Source organism: Microbacterium sp. ZKA21 (genome assembly GCF_050434165.1).
In the GTDB taxonomy this organism is placed as follows: Bacteria; Actinomycetota; Actinomycetes; order Actinomycetales; family Microbacteriaceae; genus Microbacterium.
Genome location: NZ_JBNPVV010000006.1, coordinates 126,548 through 146,018 on the forward strand (window position 1 = coordinate 126,548; position 19,471 = coordinate 146,018).

General features: G+C 69.2%; 14 protein-coding genes. 3 read left to right on the plus strand and 11 right to left on the minus strand.

Annotated elements, in window-relative coordinates; translation table 11 throughout:
- Nucleotides 1-16 precede the first annotated feature (16 nt).
- The 6 genes from M2317_RS13455 to M2317_RS13480 all read right to left on the minus strand — a co-directional run bounded on the left by M2317_RS13455 (nt 17) and on the right by M2317_RS13480 (nt 8,824).
- The gene (locus M2317_RS13455) at nt 17-1,150 is read right to left on the minus strand and encodes a serine hydrolase domain-containing protein (protein ID WP_429460935.1); all 1,134 of its coding nucleotides are present in this window, start codon (nt 1,148-1,150) and stop codon (nt 17-19) included.
- Nucleotides 1,147-3,564 (minus strand): glycoside hydrolase family 3 protein, encoded by a 2,418-nt coding sequence (locus tag M2317_RS13460; protein WP_429460937.1) that lies wholly within the window; start codon nt 3,562-3,564, stop codon nt 1,147-1,149. The genes M2317_RS13455 and M2317_RS13460 overlap by 4 nt, the downstream gene beginning before the upstream one ends.
- Entirely contained in the window at nt 3,561-4,409 is an 849-nt protein-coding gene (locus M2317_RS13465) for an ATP-binding cassette domain-containing protein (protein WP_429460939.1), read from the minus strand. Before M2317_RS13465 ends, M2317_RS13460 begins: the two co-directional genes overlap by 4 nt.
- The gene (locus tag M2317_RS13470; RefSeq protein ID WP_429460941.1) at nt 4,406-6,283 is read right to left on the minus strand and encodes a dipeptide/oligopeptide/nickel ABC transporter permease/ATP-binding protein; all 1,878 of its coding nucleotides are present in this window, start codon (nt 6,281-6,283) and stop codon (nt 4,406-4,408) included. The genes M2317_RS13465 and M2317_RS13470 overlap by 4 nt, the downstream gene beginning before the upstream one ends.
- Nucleotides 6,280-7,221: an ABC transporter permease gene (locus M2317_RS13475; protein WP_429460943.1), complete on the minus strand. Its 942-nt coding sequence runs from the start codon at nt 7,219-7,221 to the stop codon at nt 6,280-6,282. Before M2317_RS13475 ends, M2317_RS13470 begins: the two co-directional genes overlap by 4 nt.
- Before the next feature lie 76 nt (nt 7,222-7,297).
- Nucleotides 7,298-8,824, minus strand: coding sequence for an ABC transporter substrate-binding protein (locus tag M2317_RS13480; RefSeq protein ID WP_429460944.1), 1,527 nt, complete (start codon nt 8,822-8,824; stop codon nt 7,298-7,300).
- Between the two features lie 193 nt (nt 8,825-9,017).
- Here M2317_RS13480 and M2317_RS13485 point away from each other — a divergent pair, with 193 nt between their 5' ends.
- Nucleotides 9,018-9,686: a TetR/AcrR family transcriptional regulator gene (locus M2317_RS13485; protein WP_429460946.1), complete on the plus strand. Its 669-nt coding sequence runs from the start codon at nt 9,018-9,020 to the stop codon at nt 9,684-9,686.
- Nucleotides 9,683-12,100, plus strand: a complete 2,418-nt coding sequence (locus tag M2317_RS13490; protein ID WP_429460948.1) for a glycoside hydrolase family 2 TIM barrel-domain containing protein — start codon at nt 9,683-9,685, stop codon at nt 12,098-12,100. The genes M2317_RS13485 and M2317_RS13490 overlap by 4 nt, the downstream gene beginning before the upstream one ends.
- A 130-nt stretch (nt 12,101-12,230) precedes the next feature.
- On the opposite strand, the gene M2317_RS13495 is transcribed toward M2317_RS13490, so the two are convergent.
- From M2317_RS13495 to M2317_RS13510, 4 genes are all read right to left on the minus strand, one after another.
- Nucleotides 12,231-13,634: a rhamnulokinase gene (locus M2317_RS13495; protein WP_429460950.1), complete on the minus strand. Its 1,404-nt coding sequence runs from the start codon at nt 13,632-13,634 to the stop codon at nt 12,231-12,233.
- A 52-nt stretch (nt 13,635-13,686) separates the two neighbouring features.
- A complete protein-coding gene (locus tag M2317_RS13500) occupies nt 13,687-15,723 on the minus strand; it encodes a bifunctional aldolase/short-chain dehydrogenase (RefSeq protein WP_429460952.1) in 2,037 nt (678 codons plus the stop codon).
- A gap of 93 nt (nt 15,724-15,816) precedes the next feature.
- A complete protein-coding gene (locus M2317_RS13505) occupies nt 15,817-16,578 on the minus strand; it encodes a DeoR/GlpR family DNA-binding transcription regulator (RefSeq protein WP_429460954.1) in 762 nt (253 codons plus the stop codon).
- 20 nt (nt 16,579-16,598) lie between these two features.
- A complete protein-coding gene (locus tag M2317_RS13510; protein ID WP_429460956.1) occupies nt 16,599-17,153 on the minus strand; it encodes a TetR/AcrR family transcriptional regulator in 555 nt (184 codons plus the stop codon).
- Between the two features lie 78 nt (nt 17,154-17,231).
- Between M2317_RS13510 and M2317_RS13515 the strand changes: the two genes are divergently transcribed.
- On the plus strand, nt 17,232-18,587 hold the full coding sequence (locus M2317_RS13515) for a carotenoid oxygenase family protein (RefSeq protein ID WP_429460958.1): 1,356 nt from the start codon (nt 17,232-17,234) through the stop codon (nt 18,585-18,587).
- 12 nt (nt 18,588-18,599) lie between these two features.
- Here the strand turns inward: M2317_RS13515 and M2317_RS13520 are convergent, their stop codons facing one another.
- Complete coding sequence (locus tag M2317_RS13520; RefSeq protein ID WP_429460960.1) at nt 18,600-19,430, minus strand: alpha/beta hydrolase; 831 nt, start codon at nt 19,428-19,430, stop codon at nt 18,600-18,602.
- Nucleotides 19,431-19,471: the final 41 nt, after the last annotated feature.

The following is a 19,471-nucleotide window of genomic DNA, read 5'->3' on the forward strand; positions in this document are numbered from 1 at the left end:
GGGTGTCGGTGGCGATTCACGCGGAGAGGGTGCGGCCGAGCGTGCGGGCGAGCGCGACGGCGCGGGGATCGGCGCCGCCCGGCCATGGCCCGCGGGCGATCGTCCACGCGAAGGCCAGCCCGGTGTCGGGATCGACGCACGCCAGGGCGCCCATGGCTCCGTCATGACCGAACGAGCGCGGTCCGCCGAAGGCGAGCTGCTGCGACGGTTTCTGGAAGACGATGGCGTGGGCGCGATCGTGCTGGTGGAGCACCTCGTCGTAGCCGCGGATCTGCTGCTGACCGATCTGCCCGACCGTGTCCGCGCTCAGGAACGCCTGCTCGCCGTCGACGCCGGTGACCGCAGCGGCGAGCAGCCGCGCGATCCCACGCGCCGAGCCCGTTCCGGAACCGGCTGGATGACCGAAGCTCCAGCTCTGCTCGTCGTTCGCGAGATCGACGGATGGTCCCGGCGTGGCGAAGACGACGGGGCCCAGAGCGGAGTACGCCGACTCCGTCGCATCCGAAGCGGGACGGATCATCGGAAGCACATCGGCTCTGCGCTCGCGGAACCGGTCGGGAAGACCGAGATGGAAGTCGATTCCGTGCGGTTGCCGGATCTCCTGCTCGTAGTACTCGTGCAGCGTGCGGCCGGTGATGCGGAACACGAGTTCGGAGGCGAGATTCCCGATCGTGACCGCGTGGTACCCGAACGCGCTGCCGGGATGCCAGAACGGTCGGCTCGCCGCGAGGCGTTCCGCGGCGGCGTGGTGATCGAGCAGTTCCGCCCAGGACAGCGCCGGCGTCGCCTGCGGCAGGCCCGCCTGGTGGGAGAGCAGCTGACGCACCGTGACGTCGTGCTTGCCGGCCGCGGCGAACTCCGGCCAGTACTCGGCGACGCGCTCGTCCAGGTCGATCTCACCGCGCTCGACGAGGAGTCCGATCGACACGCCGATCGTGTTCTTCGTGACGGAGTACGGCACGATCAGCGTCTCTTCGCCGAGGTGCGGGCCGCCCCAGGCGTCCAGAACCGGTGTCCCGTCGTGGAACGCCGAGACCTGGAAGGACAGATCGGGGTCGGCGGTCAGATAGCCGTCGAGCGTCTGGATGATCTCACTGAGGCGAGGATCGGCGCTGCCGCGGAGAGGGCCGTCGAGGCCGGCGAGGGTCACGCGATCTCCCAGTCGATCGAGAGGGGCAGTTCGGCGACGGAGGCGCCGATGCGGAGCGTGTAGATCCCGGGTTCGACGACCCATTCGCCCGCCCAGTGCGCCAGGCGGCGGGCGGGGACCGGCACCGTGGCGGTGACGGTCTTCCCGGCCTCGGCGCGGACGACCGCGAAGCCGACGAGCCAGCGCACGGGGCGTTCGACGGCCGAGTCGGCGCGTTCGGCGTAGACCTGGACGACATGTTTGCCGGCGCGTTCGCCGGAGTTGGCCAGCGTCACCTCGACCGCATCCTCATGACGCTGCGCGGCACCCCACGACCAGGACGTGTACCCCAGGCCGTGACCGAACGGGAACGCCGGCACGGCGGCATCCTTCAGCCACGCCCGGTAGCCGATGTGCAGGCCCTCTCGGTAGACGAGACGCCCGTCGGTCGGGGCGACCTCGGTGACGGGGACGTCGGTGAGAGCGGCCGGCCAGGTGGTGGGCAGACGTCCACCCGGTTCCGCGGTGCCGGTGAGCACATCCGCGATCGCGTGACCGAACTCCTGGCCGCCGAAGTAGCCCTGCACGATCGCCGCGACCTCACCCGCCCAGGGCAGCACCACGGGCGAACCCGCGTTCACGATGACGACGGTCGGCGTGCCCGTCGCGGCGACGGCACGCACGAGATCGTCCTGACGGCCGGGCAGATCCAGGTCCACGCGGTCGTATCCCTCGGACTCGACCTTCGAATTGGTGCCGACGACGACGATCGCGACCTGGGCCGCCTCGGCCGCTTCGACGGCCCTCGCGATGAGCAGGTCCGCGTCGGTGCGCTCCGGAGCGATCCCGAGCGTGGCGCTGAATGCGCCGCTCAGAGCGCCGGCGCCCTCCCGGGTGAACTCGGCGCGCAGAGTGATCGCCCGGTCCGCTTCGACGTGGACGCCGACGGTGAGCGACGGCGGGTTCAGGAACGCGGCGCCCAGGTCGGTGCCTTCGATCACGGGGACGTCGTCGAGCACGAGCACGCCGTCGACGAAGAGCTTCCCGGGATTCGCACCGGCGAAGCCGAGCTGGATCTCGCCGGTGTCGGTCGGCGTGTAGCGCGTCTCGAGCACGATGGTGCGGCTCGAGAGGATCGGCGCATCGCCGCCGAACCAGACCAGCCCGGTGGCACGGCGATCCTCGGCGAACAGCTCCTGCCCGTCGGCGTCGAGGAACCGCACCCGCAGGCCGGGTGCGCCGGTCTCGGGGTTCACGATCCGTTCGAGCGGGATCTCGGCCACCCCCTCCTGCACGACCGCGCCGAGTTCGTAGCGCACGTCCGCACCCGCAAGGGCCGCGCGGATCGCGTCGAGCGGGGAGACCACCTTCTCGGGGATGACCGTGGCCGAACCCCCGCCCTGCGTGCGCGCATCGCGCGCGTTCTGTCCGATGACGGCGACGGATCCGAGCGATGCGGCATCCAGGGGGAGGATGCCGGTGTTCTGCAGCAGCACGGAGCCTTCGACAGCCGCCTCGCGAGCGAATGCCGGTCCGTCGACGGCAGCCGGTTCGATGGCGGGGGAGCCGTCCAGCGCGCCCACCCGTTCGGCGAGCAGCAGGATGCGCAGCACCTTGCGATCGAGGTCGGTCTCCTGCACGCGCCCGTCGCGCACGGCGTCGACGAGGTCTGCCCATGCGGGTGCGGGCCCCGGCATCGCGAGATCCTGGGCTGCGGGCACGGCATCCAGGGACCGGACGGCGGTCCAGTCGCTGATCACGGTGCCGTCGAAGCCCCACTCGCTGTTCAACGGGGTCTCGAGGAGGTCGTTCTCGGACATGGTGACACCGTCGACGGCGTTGTAGGCGCTCATGATCGACCAGGCGCCGGCTTCGACCGCGCGCTCGAACGGTGCGAGGTAGAGCTCCCGCAGGGCGCGATCGTCGACGTCGATGTCCACCGTGAACCGGTCGGTCTCGGAGTCGTTCGCGACGTAGTGCTTGGGTGTCGCGGCGACGCCGTTGTCCTGCAGGCCGTGGACGTAGGCACTCGCCAGCTCGGCCGTCAGCTCCGGATCCTCGCTGAAGCATTCGAAGTGACGTCCGCCGAGGGGGGAGCGATGCAGGTTGATGGTCGGGCCGAGCACGACATCCACCCCCTTGCGGCGCGCTTCGGATGCCGCGGCGGCCGCGAAGCGGTACGCGAGGCCGACGTCCCAGGACGCGGCGAGGGCTGACCCGGACGGAAGGTTGAGCGACGGCTCTCGCTCATCCCACCGCGGTCCGCGGACACCGGCCGGCCCGTCGGACAGCGTCATCGCGCGCAGGCCGATCTCGGGCACTGCGACCGTCGTCCAGAAGTCGGCGCCCTGCACGAGGGCCGCCTTCTGCTCGAGGGTGAGGTTTTCGAGCAGGGGCACCAGATGTGCCGTCGTCTCGGGGTTCGCGGCGGTCATGCGGCTCCTTCGGTGGTGAGCTGCGCGTCGAGGAGTGCGCGGCGTTCGACGCGTCGCTGCTCCTGCGCGTCGGGGTTCGGGACGGGCGCGGCCAGGAACAGCCGCTGGGTGTACGGGTGCGTCGGGTGCGCCGTGACCTGGTCGCCGTCGCCGGTCTCGACCAGCTCGCCCCGGTACATCACCGCAACGCGATGGCTGATGTGACGGACGACGGCGAGGTCGTGCGAGATGAAGAGGTATGCGACCCCGGTGCGCTCCTGGATCTCGATGAACAGATCGAGCACGCGCGCCTGGGTCGACAGGTCCAGCGCCGAGACCGGTTCGTCGCAGACGATGAGCTTCGGATCCAGCGCCAGCGCGCGGGCGATCGCCACGCGCTGGCGCTGCCCGCCCGAGAACTCGCGGGGCAGTCGGCGGGCAGCATCCGCCGGCAGACCGACGCGGTCGAGCAGGTCCGAGACGCGCGTGTTGGCCGCTTTGGACGAGACGCCGCGCGCGGTGAGCGGCTCGGCGAGGATCTGCGCGATCGTCATCGACGGGTTCAACGACGAGTACGGATCCTGGAAGACGACCTGGATCTCGCTGGACAGGGTTCGGCGCTCGCGGCGCTTCAGATGCGCGATCTCCTGCCCGTCGTACCGGACCGAGCCGCCCGTGACGGGAGCGAGCCCCAGCACGGCGCGGCCGAGCGTGGTCTTCCCCGACCCGGATTCGCCGACCAGGCCCACGGTCTCGCCGGCCCGGATGTCGAGCGAGACGCCCTTCAGCGCGTGGAACGGTTCGGCGCGGAAGCCCTTGCCCGGGTAGGTGACGTGGAGGTCCTCGACCTCGAGGAGAGCGTTCACGACTGAGCTCCTTCGGTGGCGGTCTTCAGTGCGCCTCTGGCCGGACCCTCGTCGAGGATCGCGTCCAGCAGCGACTGGGTGTACGGATGGGCGGGGGCGCCGAGGATCGTGCGGACAGGCCCCTGCTCGACGAACAGGCCCTGCTGCATGACCGTGACGCGGTCGCACAGGTCGGCGACGACGCCGAAGTTGTGCGTGACCAGCAGCATCGCCATCTGCCGTTCGCGCTGCAGGTCGCGCAGCAGGTCGAGCACTTCGGCCTGCACCGTGACGTCGAGGGCGGTGGTGGGCTCGTCGGCGATGATCAGATCGGGATCCGTCGATACGGCTCCCGCGATCAGGACGCGCTGCGCCATGCCGCCGGAGACCTCGAACGGATACGCGTCGAACGTGCGCTTCGGGTTCGGGATTCCGACGCGATCGAGCAGGGCGAGCGCCTTCTCGGTGGCGTCCTTCTTCGACATCCCCAGGTTCTTGCGCAGCGGCTCGACGAGCTGCGATCCGATCGTGAACGATGGATCGAGGTTGCTCATCGGCTCCTGGGGGATGTAGCCGATGCGCTTGCCCCGGATGCCGGAGTACGCCCGCTCCGCGGCATCCGCCAGCTCCGTGCCCTCGAAGTCGATCGATCCCGCCGTGACGCGTCCGCCGCGCGGGAGCAGGCCGAGCACGGCGAATGCCGTCTGCGTCTTGCCCGATCCGGATTCGCCGATCAGCCCGTGCACCTCGCCCTTGCGGATCTGCAGCGAGACGCCGTGGACCACCTCGATGTCCTCGCCCTCGGTCTGCTCGTACGCCACCCTCAGATCGGAGACCGTGAGGATCGGAGTCGCGGGCAATGCGGCGGTGCGGTCGTCGTCGGAGTGGGTGATCGTGTCGCCGATGATCGGCAGCGGAGCCGAGTCCTCCAGATCGTCGAGATCGCGCCCCGACGTGCTCATCGAGGTGGTGACGGCGGCGATCGATCCTGTGGCGGTCGTGACCGCGCGACGCCGACGGCGGCGGATCACGGCGGTGCGCTCCAGCACATCGCGCATGCCGTTGGCGAGCAGGGTCAGTGCGATCGACGTGAGCGCGATAGCCAGCGACGGCCAGAGCATCAGCAGCGGCTGCTTGTAGATGTTCGCGAAGCCGTCATTGAGCATCCCGCCCCAGGTCGGCACGCTCATGTCGCCGAGACCGAGGAACTCGAGGCCGGACTGGATCGCGACCGCGATGCCGGCGACGATGGCGGACTGGATGATGATGGGCGCGCGGACCACGGACAGGATGTGTCGCCCGATGATGCGCATGTCCGACAGGCCCGACACCCGTGCCGCGTCGACGTAGAGCTCGCCGCGCACGCCCGTGACGGCCGCGTAGACGAGGCGGTAGTAGGCCGGGGCGAGCAGGATGCCGAAGATGAACATCGCCAGCCAGACGCTCGGGCCGAGCACGGCGCGGGCCGCGAGAAGCACGACCATGCCGGGCAGCGCCATCACCAGCGACGTCACCCACGAGGCGACCGAGTCGAACCAGCCGCGGTAGTACCCGGCGATGAGACCGGAGACGACGCCGATGACGAGCGCGGTGACGACGGCGACGAGAGCCGCCGCCAGCGTGATCTGGGTCGCTGCGAGCAGGCGGGAGAGCACATCGCGGCCGGCGCTGTCCGCGCCCAGTGGATGCTCGGCGCTCGGCGGCGCCAGCACGAGCTGGAGAGAGGCGAGGTTCGGGTCGTAGGGGGCGATCCAGCGCCCGATGACCGCGATGATCACGACGAACACGAGGAAGATCAGGGCGGACAGTGCCACGGGTCGCCGGACGAGGCGGCGGAACAGCGAGGTCTTGACGGCCGGCGTCGGGACGACCGAGGGAACGTCGATAGCGGTCATGAGAGTCGCACCTTCGGGTTGAGAGCGGCCTGCGCGAGGTCGATGACGAGGTTCACGATGATCACGATCACGGCGAACGCGATCACGACGCCCATGACGACCGGGATGTCGCCCTGCGTCGTGGCGGCGACCGTGAGCTGCCCCATGCCGGGAAGCGCGAACACCTGCTCGACGATGACGGCGCCACCGAGCAGCCCGATGAACTGCACGGCCAGCACCGCGAGCGCGGGGCCGCCGGCATTGCGGAGGACGTGCTTGTACACGACGCTGCCGCTGGAAAGGCCGCGGGAGCGGAGCGTGCGCACGTAGTCGCGCGACATCGCGTCGGTGACGGATCCGCGCACCTGCTGCGCGACGGCGGCGATGGCGCCGACCGAGAGCGCGATGATCGGCAGCGTGACGGAGGACATCCATCCGGTGAAGGACGTGGCGATCGGGATGTAGCCGGTGGCCTTGAACCAGCCGAGGTTGATCGCGAAGAACAGGACGAGGTACAGGGCGATGAGGAAGCCGGGGATCGCGAAGCCCAGCACGGAGATCAGCTGCACCAGGGCATCGACCCAGCCACCGCGGCGGGCGGCCAGCACACCGAGCACGACGGCGATGATCGCAGAGATGACGGTCGCGCCGATCACGAGGGAGAGGCTGACGCTGAGCCTGCCGGAGAGACTGACGGAGACGAGCTGCCCGTTGAACCACGAGCGGCCGAGGTCGCCGGTGAGGGCGGAGGTGAGCCAGTCCCAGTACTGCACGACGAGCGGCCGGTCCAGGCCCAGCTCGGCGGACTTCTGGGCGACCAGCTCCTCGGTCGCGTTCTGGCCGAGGATGCGGCGTGCGATGTTGGCGCTGTCGAGGAAGAGGAGCCCGAACGTCACCAGGGAGATGACGAAGAGCAGGGCGATGCCGGCGAGGATCCGCCGGATGATGAACATGAGCATGCTGCGCTCCTGTGTCGGTGGAGAAGGCTGGATCCGGCCCGCCCGCCCTCGCGGGGCGAGCGGGCCGGGGTCGGTGCTACGGCTTCGGAGTGAAGTCGTAGATCGCGGGGAACGCGTTCGTCGGGAGCATCTCGACCGTGGTGTTCGCGTCGGTCGCGAAGCTGCCCTGCACGCGGTAGAACGGAGCGAACCATGCCTGCTCCACCAGGTACGTGTTGAGCTCCTTGGCCACCGAGGCCTGCGTCTCCTCGTCGCCGAACTGGATCTGCTGGATGTACTCGTCCACCTGCGGGTCGGAGTAGTCGAACGGGTTGAAGATCGCGGTCGGAGCGATCATGAACTGGATGAGCTGCCAGTCCGGGTTCTGCTCGAGCGCCATGAACGAGGCGGGGAACTTCGGCGCGAGCAGATCGGCGATGAAGTTGTTGCCCGGGTCCGTGTAGGAGGCGGTGATCCCGACATCCGCCAGCTGCTGCTCGATGAGCGTGTAGGTCGCAGCGCCCAGCAGGGTCGAGCTCGGCATCTCGAGGGTGAAGCCGTCGGCGTAGCCCGCTTCGGCGAGCAGCTCCTTGGCCTTCTCGGGGTCGTAGGTGTAGTAGTCGTCCAGAGATTCGTCGTACGCCTCGGACCCCTCGGGGAACACCTGCGTCGTCACGGTGCCGTTGCCGAGCTGCAGCGCCTGCAGCAGCCCCTCGCGGTCGAACGCGTAGTTCAGCGCCTGGCGCACCTTCACGTCGGCGAGCGCGGGGTTCATGGTGCCGGCACGATCCAGCAGCAGCAGACCCTGGAAGTCGAGCTCGTTCGCGTTGATCGTCCAGCCGGCGCCCTCGACCTCGGCGAGGTTGTCGTTGCTGGCGAGCTTGACGCCGTTGGCCTCTCCGGCCTTGATCGCGTTGAGGGATGCCGTGGCATCCGCCAGCACGTTGATGACGAGGGTGTCGTAGTGCTGGACGTCGGGGTTCCAGTAGTCGGCGTTCTTCGTGTACGTGTAGCTCGTACCGGTGACGGTCGCCGCGGTGCCGAGGACGTATGGCCCCGAGCCGATCGGGTTGGTGGCGAGATCGTCGTTGGCGAGCGATTCCCCGCTCGCGACGAGTCCCGGATCACGGGTCAGATAGTTCAGGAAAGCGGGGTCGGGAGCCGCGAGCGTGATGACGACCGTGGTGTCGTCCGGGGCTGCGAAGCTCGAGACGCCGGCGAAGTAGTTGGCGTCGGGAGAGGTGCCCTCCTTGAACCGCTGCAGGTTGTCGACCACGACCTGGCCGGTCAGTGCGGAGCCGTCGGAGAAGGTGACGTCATCGCGCAGGGTGAGAGTGAGCTCGGTGTTCTCGTCGTTGTACGACCAATCGGTCGCGAGCCACGGCTCGATCGTGCCTTCGGGAGTGGCGAGCAGCAGCGTGTCGAACACTGCCTGGTAGTACGGCGCGCGGTTGCCCCACTCCGCGCCGGCGGGGTCGAGGGTGGTGGGCGCGAGGATCGCGCCGAGGGTGAGTGTGCCTCCACCCGTAGTGCCGTCGCCGGTGTCCTCAGTCGCGGCGGTGCAGCCGGTGAGAGCGAGAGCGGCGATGGCGATGGTGGCTGCTGTGGCCTTCCAACGGAACATCCTTGGTCCCTTCGATGCGGTGATACCCCTGTGGATCACCTCTTGCCGAGTGAAGCTAGCAGGAAAAACGAATGGACACTAGGTTTTTGCCCCAAAAAACTAGCGATTGCTCGGAATTCGTTATAGAACAGACTCGAGAGGTCCGCTGACCGGCGCCGACGAGGGCGAATCCGGCTGAGATACGGTGACAACGATGACGAACACCAGACAGACCATGACGCCCCGGCGCGCGCCGCGCGGCGAGTACGCCAAATCGCGGGAGACGCGCGAGGCGATTCTGGATGCCGCGCTCGAGGTGTTCGCCGAGGCGGGGTATCGCTCGGGTTCGCTCCGGGAGATCGCTTCCCGCGTCGGCATGAGCGAGGCGGGTGTGCTGCATCATTTCCGCAACAAGGTCGCTCTGCTCGAAGCGGTCCTCGAACACCGTGACGACAACTCGCGCCTGCTCGTCCCGATCGAATCGGACGACGGCGCGGCCGTGCTCAGAGGCCTCGTGCAACTCGCCGCCCACAACGCCTCCATCCCCGGCGTCGTCGAACTGTACTGCACGCTGTCGGCCGAGGGGACCTCGCCGGATCATCCGGCCCACGGTTACTTCGTGCGCCGTTACGAGTACACCAGGGCCAACATCGAACGGGCGTTCACGGCTCTCGAATCCGAGGGCCGTCTCCGCGCCGGCATGACGCCGCGGCGCGGTGCGGTCACGATGATCGCGATGATGGACGGACTGCAGGTCCAATGGCTGCTCGATCGCAGCGTGGTCGACATGGCACAGGAACTGCGGGATCTGTTCTCCGCCTTCGTCGACATCGACTGGGATGCGCAGGGGCCCGTCGCGTCCGAAGAGGAGGGCTCCGCGTGATCCGCCTTCCGTTCGTCGACGGCTGGACCGTCGGCCCCAAGCTCGGCGCGTTCGAAGCGCGGGATGCCGCGACAGCAGCCGTGCCCGTGTCGATCCCGCACGATGCGCTCCGCGACCTGCCCCGTTCCGCGGACAGCGGGCAGGGCGTGCACGCCGGATACATCCCCGGTGGGGTCTTCGAGTACCGCAGGACGTTCGATGTTCCGGCCCAGTGGCGCGACCGGACCGTCCGGATCGAGTTCGAGGGCGTCTACCGCGACGCCACGGTCTACATCAACGGCGACTTCGCAGCGCACGAGGCGAACGGCTATGCGGCGTTCGTCGTGGATGCCGATCCGTTCCTGAAGCACGGCGAGACGAACACGATCGCCGTCGAGGCGCGCGTGCACCGGGACAGCCGCTGGTACACCGGCGGCGGCATCTACCGGCCCGTCCACCTCGTCGTCGGCGATCCGGTGCACATCGCGCTCGACGGCACGAGGGCTGCGGCATCCGACATCGATGCGGAACGCGCGATGGTGGAGATCTCGACACGCGTCGAGAACGGCACCAGGCACACGGCGACCCGGCGCCTGAGCTGGACGGTCGTCGATGAACGCGATGGCGAGGTCGCATCCGGGACCGCGCCGGTGACGATCCTGCCGGGTGCGGATGCCGTCGCCCGCGTTCGCCTGCCTGTCGCGGCCCCGCGGCTGTGGAGTCCGGACGCCCCGCATCTGTATCGGGTGCGAACGGTGCTCTCGGCGATCGACGGCGAACTGGTGGATCGCGATGAGACCGTGCTCGGCATCCGTCGACTGCAGCTCGACACGGCGCACGGCCTGCGGATCAACGGCGAGACGGTCGACCTCCGCGGCGCCTGCATCCATCACGACAACGGCCCGCTCGGAGCCGTCTCGATAGCCGCAGCCGAGGACCGCCGCGTGCGCATCCTCAAGGTCGCCGGGTTCAACGCGATCCGCAGCGCGCACAACCCGGCCAGTCGCGCGCTGCTCGACGCCTGCGATCGGCACGGGATGCTCGTGATGGACGAGCTGACCGACGTGTGGACGAAGTCGAAGACGGCGTTCGACTCGTCGCTCGGGTTCGACGAGCGCTGGCCGGGGGACGTCGCGGCACTGGTCGCGAAGGACATCGCCCACCCGAGCGTCATCATGTACTCGATCGGCAATGAGATCCTCGAGCTCGCGACGCCGCACGGGGCGACATGGAGCAGACGGCTGGCCGAGGAGTTCCGCCGGCTCGACCCGGACCGGTTCGTGACCAACGGCATCAACGGGATCATCGCGAACCTGGAGCGCGTGCAGGAGGCGATGGCATCGGCCGACGCATCCGATCCGAACACGATGATGGCCGACATGGGCGAGCAGATGGCGCGCATGAACGCTTCGACTCTCGTCACGGACTCCACGGAGGAGTCGGCGGCCGTGCTCGATGTCGTCGGGTTCAATTACGCCGACTCGCGTTACGAACTCGACGCCGAGCTGTTCCCGAACCGCGTGATCGTCGGGTCTGAGACCTTCCCTGATCGGATCGCCGCGCTCTGGGATGCCGTCGCACGGCTGCCGCATGTGATCGGCGACTTCACCTGGACGGGGTGGGACTACATCGGCGAAGCCGGAATCGGCCGCGTCGACTATACGGACGTCGACGGGTACGAGCCGACGGGGACGGCCGGTCCGTACCCGTATCTGCTCGCGCAGTGCGGTGATATCGACATCACCGGGCACCGGCTGCCGGCGTCGTACTACCGCGAGATCGCGTTCGGGCTGCGGGCCGAGCCGGTGATCGCGGTCCACCGTCCCCAGCACCACGGGCGGCCGACGGCGAAGACGCCGTGGTCATGGGATGACGTGGTCTCGAGCTGGAGCTGGGGAGTTCCCTCGGGGTCGCCCGTCACAGTCGATGTCTACGCGGATGCCGATGAGGTCGAGCTTCTTCGCGACGGCACGCCGGTGGGCCGGAGCGCGGTCGGGAAGCCGCGGCCGTTGATCGCGCGGTTCGAGACGTCGTACGAACCCGGGGAGCTGGTCGCGGTGGCGTATCGCCGTGGCACCGAGACCGGGCGGGCGTCGCTGCGGACGGCCGGTGCGCCGGTGCTCGTCGCGCGGCTGGAGGAGGACGTCGACCCCGCGCTCGCCTACATCGCGATCACGCTCGAGGATTCTGCGGGCGCCGTCGTCTGCGACCAGGATGCGCTCGTGACGGTGTCCGTCTCCGGCGGTGCGCTCGCGGGGCTGGGATCCGGCCGTGCGCGCACCGAGGAATCGTTCGCGGATCCGTCCGTGACCACGTACGACGGCCGCGCACTGGCGATCGTGCGTCCCGATCCGGATGCGGAGGTGCGCGTCACGGCGTCGGCCGAGGGCTTCGAGCCGGTGGAGGTCGTGATCGCCCCTCGCGACGCGCGTTGAGCGAGGACGGCGCGTAGCCGACCGAGTCGAAACGCGGGAGAAGCTGATCGGCCTCGACCGCGTTTCGACTCGCATCGCTCGCTCAACGAGCGAGGGGGCGGGGCGCAACGAGCGAGATGCGTGTCGGCGGTCAGCGCGGGGCGTACCTCACGGGCTCGTGCGTGCGAGCCACCAGCGCGCGCAGCTCCTCGAGCGTCGATGGTGCGGCACCGAGCGCACGCGCCTGCACGAGGACGTTGCCCAGCGCCGTCGCCTCCACAGGACCTGCGAGCACCGGAACGCCCGAACGGTCGGCCGTCGCCTGGCACAGCAGCCTGTTCAGCGATCCGCCGCCGACGAGGTGGATCGCATCGATCTCGCGGCCGGACAGCTCACCGGCAGTGCGCACGGCATCCGCGAAGGCCTGCGCGATCGACTCCACGATGGTCCGGGCGAACGCCGCGCGACCGGTCGGCACGGCCGAACCCGCCGCCGTCAGCACCGCGGCGATGCGCGCCGGCATGTCGCCGGGGGCGCTCAGCGACGGGTCGTTCGCATCGAACCGCGGGATATCCCCGGTCACGGCGGCCGCGGCATCCAGCAGGTCCGGAAGATCGATCGGTGTGCCGTCTTCGGCCTCCCAGGCGCGCACCGACTCGCTGAGCAGCCAGAGGCCGGTGACGTTGTGGAGGAACCGGAACCGGCCGTCCACACCCAGCTCGTGCGTGAAGTTCGCCTCGCGCGCGGTATCCGTCAGCACCGGCTCTGCGAGCTCGACGCCGACCAGGCCCCACGTGCCGCACGAGATGTACGCCGAATCGGCGGTCGACAGCGGCACGGCCACGACAGCGGATGCCGTGTCATGCGAGCCGACGGCGATGATCGGGAGGTCCTTGCCGATGCGCTCGGCGAGCTCTGGGCGGAGCGTTCCGATCACGGTGCCAGGGTCGACGAGCGGGGGCAGGATGCCGGAGGGGATGCCGAGACGCTCGGCCAGCTCCAGATCCCACTCCGAGGATCCGACCGCCAGCAGTCCGGTCGTCGAGGCGTTCGTGCGCTCGGCGACCTGGACGCCGGTGAGCAGGTACGCGACGAGGTCGGGGATGAGCAGGGCGGCGTCGGCGCCCGCGACAGCGGCGTCCACCCGGTACTGGTACAGCGTGTTGAACGGCAGGAACTGCAGGCCGCCGCGCTGGTAGAGCTCGGCGAACGGCGCGATCGCATGCACCTCGGCGACGCCGCGTTCGGTGCGCTCGTCGCGGTAGTGGAACGGTTCCGCGAGCAGTTCGCCGTCGCGCAGCAGACCGTAGTCGACCGCCCACGAGTCGATGCCGATGCTCTCGATCGCAGGCTCGCGCCGCACGGCCTCGGCGAGGCCGTCGACGATGTGCCCGTACAGGGCGTCGAAGTCCCAGTGCAGTCCGTCCTCGCGCTTGACCGGCCCGTTCGGGAAGCGGGCCACGAGTTCGAGATCGAGCATGTCATCGTCGATGCGCCCGATCACGACGCGTCCTGATGTCGCGCCGAGATCGACTGCGGCGACCGCGCGTGTCATCGGAGCATCCCGCATCGTTCGCTGAACGAGGGGGCGAGCGAGACGTGCATGCTCATCGCAGGAACGCGGCCGCGACGCCGGAATCGACCGGGATGTGCAGGCCGGTCGTGCGGCTCAGCTCCGGACCGGTGAGCACGAAGACGGCGTCCGCGACGTTCTCCGGGACGACCTCGCGCTTGAGGATCGTGCGGTTGGCGTAGTACTGGCCGAGGTCCTCTTCCTTCACGCCGTAGGTGGCCGCGCGGTTCGCGCCCCAGCCGGAGGCGAAGATGCCGGATCCGCGGACGACGCCGTCGGGGTTGATGCCGTTGACGCGGATGCCGAACTCGCCGAGCTCGACGGCCAGCAGCCGCACCTGGTGCGCCTGGTCGGCCTTCGTCGCGGAGTAGGCGATGTTGTTCGGCCCGGCGAAGACGGAGTTCTTCGACGAGATGTAGATGATGTCCCCGCCGAGCTTCTGGTCGATCAGGACCTTGGCCGCGGCCTTCGACACCAGGAACGAGCCCTTCGCCATGACGTCGTGCTGCAGGTCCCAGTCCTTCTCGGTGGTCTCCAGCAGGGGCTTCGACAGCGAGAGTCCGGCGTTGTTGACGACGAGGTCGACGCCGCCGAAAGCCAGCACGGCCTCGTTCAGCGCTGCCTGGATCGCCTCGGCATCCGCGACGTTCGCGGCGACGCCGATCGCGACGTCCGTGCTGCCGAGTTCGGCGGCGGCGGCCTGCGCCTTCTCCAGGTCGAGGTCGGCGACGACGACGCAGGCGCCTTCAGCCGCAAGACGGGTGGCGATGGCCTTGCCGATGCCGGATGCCGCGCCGGTGACGAAGGCGATGCGGCCCTGGTGGGACTTCGGCTTCGGCATCCGCTGGAGCTTGGCCTCTTCGAGCGCCCAGTACTCGATGCGGAACTTCTCGGCATCCGAGATGGGGGAGTAGGTCGACAGCGCCTCGGCGCCGCGCATGACGTTGATCGCGTTGATGTAGAACTCGCCGGCGACGCGCGCCGTCTGCTTGTTCGCGCCGTACGAGAACATGCCGACGCCGGGGATCAGGACGATGAGCGGGTCCGCGCCGCGGATCGCGGGGGACTCGGCCGTCGCGTGCGCGTCGTAGTACGCCTGGTAGTCGGCGCGGTACTGCTCGTGCAGCTCGTGCAGTCGGGCGATCTGGTCCTCCAGGGGTGCCGTCGCCGGCAGGTCGAGGATCAGCGGCTTGACCTTGGTGCGCAGGAAGTGGTCGGGGCAGCTCGTGCCGAGGGCTGCGAGCTCGGGGGCGCGCTCGGAGGCGAGGAAGTCGAGCACGACGTCTGCGTCGGTGAAGTGGCCGACCATGGGCTTGTCGTGCGAGGCGATGCCGCGGATCGTGGCGGCGAGGGATGCCGCGCGCTCCCGCCGCTCGGCATCCGGCAGGGCCTCGAAACCGGAGCGCACGCCGCCGAAGGGCGCGGCCTTGCCGTTCGCCTCGATGTAGGCGGCAGCCGTGTCGATGATCCACAGCGAGTTGGCCTCGGACTGCTCGGACGTGTCGCCCCACGCGGTGATGCCGTGGCCGCCGAGGATGCAGCCGATGGCCTGCGGGTTGGCCTTCTTGATCTCGGCGATGTCGAGGCCGAGCTGGAAGCCGGGGCGGCGCCACGGCACCCACACGACCTTGTCGCCGAAGATCTTCGTCGTCAGCTCTTCTCCGTCTGCGGCCGTGGCGATCGCGATGCCCGAGTCGGGATGCAGGTGGTCGACGTGCGCGGCATCCACGAGTCCGTGCATCGCGGTGTCGATCGACGGGGCGGCGCCGCCCTTGCCGTGCAGGCAGTAGTCGAATGCGGCGACCATCTCGTCCTCGCGGTCGATGCCGGGGTAGACGTCGACGAGCGCGCGCATGCGGTCCAGGCGCAGCACGGCCAGGCCAGACTCCTTCAGGGTGCCGAGGTCACCGCCGGATCCCTTGACCCACAGCAGCTCGACGGGCTGGCCGGTGACCGGGTCGGTCTCGGTGCCCTTGGCCGACGTGTTGCCGCCGGCGTAGTTGGTGTTCTTCGGGTCGGCGCCCAGGCGGTTCGATCGCTCGATGAGGGCGGCGGGGGTCGGGTTGGTCATGAGCTCTCCAGGATAGGAACGACGCACGACCCGCGCGGTCGAGCTGTTAGATCATGTGAAATATAACACAAAACTAACATTCGACGGAAGGGATCATCGGATGTCGGCGATCTCGCGGAACGGGTCGAGCCGGTCGTCCCGTGGGTCCAGCTCCGTGATCAGCACGGAGATCTCGCGCACCTCGAGGGCGCGAGCGACAGATCGGCGTTCCAGCTTGCTCGAATCGATCAGGACGACGGTCGTCGCCGCATTCGTCGCCATGGCCTGCTTGGGCTCAGCCTCTTCGAGCGAGACCTCGGAGGTTCCGTCCGTGCTGTCGAGAGCGTCCGCCGACGAGAAGAAGACGTCGAAATACACCGAGCGGATGCTGCGCCGCGATAGCGGGCCGACGAGGCTGCCGGTCGTCGGCTCCGCCGTGCCGCCGGAGATCACCGCGCTGACGCCGTCGAAGGGCTGCATCAGTTGGAAGCTCTCGAACGAATTCGTGTAGGCGGTCAGCCCGTCCCTCGGTCCGATCGCCGACGCGAGCGTGCTCACGGTGGTCGACGCATCGAAGGCGACGTTCCCGGAACGGGGAACCAGGTCCAGTGCCTTCTCGGCGATGGCGCGCTTGGCCGTGGCGCGCATTGCCCGACGCGCATCGAACGGGCGGGCGCGAGGCGCCGCGGTGGCGCCGCCGCGCACCCGACGTACGCGGCCCTCGGCTTCGAGCTCGAGCAGATCGCGGCGGATCGTCATCGGAGACACCGCGAAGAGCTCGGCCGCCTCGTCGATCAGTACGCCACGGGGTGTGCCCGCGAGTTCGACGAGTTCGTCTCTGCGACGCTGCGCGTCCAGGTTGCCGGAGAGTGCCATGAGAGGAATCTATCCGCGCGTCAGCGCACTGCGGCGATCGCCCGCAGCCCGGCGATGACGTCATCGGCGGTCGGGGCGCGGTCGGGGTCGACCAGGTGCTGGGTCATGACGCCCGTGATGAGCGCGAACTGGATCGCCCCGGCGGCCCGCCCCGCATCGCCGCCCGCCGAGGTGAAAGCCTCGCCGAGGCCGACGCGTCCGCGCTCCTGCGTATCCGCGAGCCGTTGGCGCAGCTCGTCGTCGTGCAGGGTCTGCGTGAGGATCTCGAGGTTCGCCTTCCACAGGGCCCTGTCGTTCCGGAAGGAGTCGATCATGCCCGACCAGAACGTGCGGAGCCGCTCGCCGGCGTCTTCGGCATCCGCTCCGGTGCCGACCGTGATCATCGTCTCGGCCAGGTCGCCGGACAGTTCGATCATCGCCTGCAGGAGGAGCTTGTCCTTCGTGCCGTAGTGGTAGCCGATCGAGCCGAGGTTGGTGTTCGATGCCTCGACGATGTCGCGGGCGGTCGTCCGGCTGTAGCCGCGCTCGATCAGGCAGCGCTTGGCGCCTTCGAGCAGGTCCTCCCGGTGTCCCATGCCTCCGATTCTAGGCGACCTCTTCACTATTTATACAAGCGTATGATACGTTCGTGTAAACCGACGAGAGGAACCGCCGTGCGACTCGAGCGATACATCCGAGGCAACTTCGCCCCGGTCACAGAAGAGATCACCGCCTTCGACCTGCCGGTCACCGGGAAGATCCCCGAGGACCTCGATGGGCGATACCTGCGCATCGGCCCCAACCCGCTCGGGCTGGAGGACGCCTCGGCGCATCTGTGGACGCTCGGCGAAGGCATGGTGCACGGCGTCCGGCTGCGCGACGGACGCGCGGAGTGGTACCGGAACCGCTGGGTGCGCTCGGCGTCCGTCGCTGACCGTCTGGGCGAACCACGTCGTGGGCGAGCCGTGGACGAACGGTTCGACTTCGCTCCGAATGTGCAGGTCGCCGGCCACGGCGGACGCTTCTACGCCCTCATCGAGGGCGGGTTGGCGCCGTACGAGCTGACCGGCGAGCTCGACACCGTCGGGCCCTCCGATCTCGGTGCCACGCCGGAGGGCTTCAATGCCAATGCCCACACCAAATACGACCACCGGACCGGCGAGATGCACTCGCTGGCGTTCCAGTACGGCGTCGAATTCATCCAGCACATCGTCTTCGAGCCAGGCGGTGCCGTCCGCCGTGCGACGAACATTCCCGCGCCGACGATGCCGTACCTGCACGACTTCGGACTCACCGAGAACTTCGTTCTCATCTACGTGTCACCCATGGTGTTCAACCCGGAGCTCTTCGCCACCGGCGTCCCGTTCGGCTGGAATCACGATCTGCCGACCCGGATCGGTGTCATGCCGCGGGCCGGGGGCACCGTCCGCTGGATGGACCTGCCGCCGGGCATGGTCGGACACACCCTCAACGCCTACGAGGAGGCGGGCCGGGTCGTCGCGGACGTCGTCGTGCACCGCGGCGTGTTCAGCCTCGTCGACATCGGCGCTGGACGCCCGGTCCTCGAGCGCTGGACCGTCGACCTCGCCGCAGGGCGGGTCCGCACCGAGCTGCTCCATGACAGGCCGCAGGACTTCCCCCGGATGAACGGCGGATACCAGGGCCGCCCGTACCGGTACGGCTACTCCGCAGCCACCGAGCTGTACGCGCCGACCAGCGTCACGGATCCCGACCGGCCGGAAGAGGGCTTCTCGAACGCCGTGCTCAAGCACGATCTGACCACCGGAACGACCGAGGCGCGCGAGTTCGGGCGCGACGCGGCGGTCGGTGAGACGGTCTTCGTGCCGGCGGCGAACGCGACCGGCGAGGACGACGGATACAACCTGCTCTACGTCCATGATCCCGAACGCGGCGCCGCAGACCTGGTCGTGCTGGCTGCGCAGGACTTCAGCGGCGAACCGCTGGCGCGGGTTCACCTTCCGGCGCGCGTCCCGCTCGGGCTCCACGGGAACTGGATTCCCGAGCACTGAGGGCGCGCCCGGCTACGCCACCAATGCCGATAGCCGCGCCGCGAACCGCTCGATCGTGCGCATCGCGGCCGGCTCCTCCGGTCGGTTGAGGTGTCCGTGCTGGGTTCCCGGTTCGGTGAGGACGTCGACGGCGCGACCTGCTTCGGCGAGCGTCGCGGCGAAGAATTCGCCGGAGACGCGCAGCTCGTCCGTGTCGCCGTTGACGATGAACGTCGTCGGGTACTGCGCGAGGTCGGATGCCGTCGCATTGCCGGGGATCGCCGGCAGCGGTGCGTCGTCGATCGAGCCGCCGAGATAGTTCTCGTACATCCGCAGAACGGATGCCGGGCCGAAGCGATCCGCGTCCGGATTCGCATCGAGGGCGGCGCGCAGCTCGGCATCCGGGGTGGGCTGGACCGCGAGCAGCGTCGGATAGGCGAGCAGGGCGAGCGCCGGTGCCTCGGCGGTCCCGGCGAGGCGGAGTGCGGCGCCGGCCGCGAGGTTGCCGCCGGCGCTGGTTCCGCCGACGGCGAGAGCATCGAGCGAGATGCCGAGCTCGTCGGCGTGCTCGCGCGTCCAGCGGATGGCCGTCACCATGTCGTCGGACCCGGCCGGATAGACGTGGCCGGGCGCTTCCTCGACGCCGGGGTGGAATTCCTCCGGCACCGGGGCGAGTCGGTAGTCGACCGAGACCACGGTCGTGCCTCGGGCGGCGAGCTGTCGGGCGACCCAATCGGATTCGGGCATGTCGATGTCGCCGAACAGGAAGCCGCCCCCGTGGGCCCAGACGAGTCCGGTGCCGTTGGGCGTCTCTGCCGGGTACACGCGCACGAGTCCATCTGCGGCGGGATAGGGCGTGGTCATACGGTTCCTCTCACGGTGAACGCCGGGGATGCGGGGATCGG

Excerpts from the sequence above, each read along its gene's own strand:
- M2317_RS13520 (WP_429460960.1), bottom strand. The coding sequence starts at position 19,430 with ATGACCACGCCCTATCCCGCCGCAGATGGACTCGTGCGCGTGTACCCG.
- M2317_RS13500 (WP_429460952.1), bottom strand. The coding sequence starts at position 15,723 with ATGACCAACCCGACCCCCGCCGCCCTCATCGAGCGATCGAACCGCCTG.
- M2317_RS13475 (WP_429460943.1), bottom strand. The coding sequence starts at position 7,221 with ATGCTCATGTTCATCATCCGGCGGATCCTCGCCGGCATCGCCCTGCTC.
- M2317_RS13510 (WP_429460956.1), bottom strand. The coding sequence starts at position 17,153 with ATGGGACACCGGGAGGACCTGCTCGAAGGCGCCAAGCGCTGCCTGATC.
- M2317_RS13505 (WP_429460954.1), bottom strand. The coding sequence starts at position 16,578 with ATGGCACTCTCCGGCAACCTGGACGCGCAGCGTCGCAGAGACGAACTC.
- M2317_RS13480 (WP_429460944.1), bottom strand. The coding sequence starts at position 8,824 with ATGTTCCGTTGGAAGGCCACAGCAGCCACCATCGCCATCGCCGCTCTC.
- M2317_RS13485 (WP_429460946.1), top strand. The coding sequence starts at position 9,018 with ATGACGAACACCAGACAGACCATGACGCCCCGGCGCGCGCCGCGCGGC.
- M2317_RS13495 (WP_429460950.1), bottom strand. The coding sequence starts at position 13,634 with ATGACACGCGCGGTCGCCGCAGTCGATCTCGGCGCGACATCAGGACGC.
- M2317_RS13470 (WP_429460941.1), bottom strand. The coding sequence starts at position 6,283 with ATGACCGCTATCGACGTTCCCTCGGTCGTCCCGACGCCGGCCGTCAAG.
- M2317_RS13460 (WP_429460937.1), bottom strand. The coding sequence starts at position 3,564 with ATGACCGCCGCGAACCCCGAGACGACGGCACATCTGGTGCCCCTGCTC.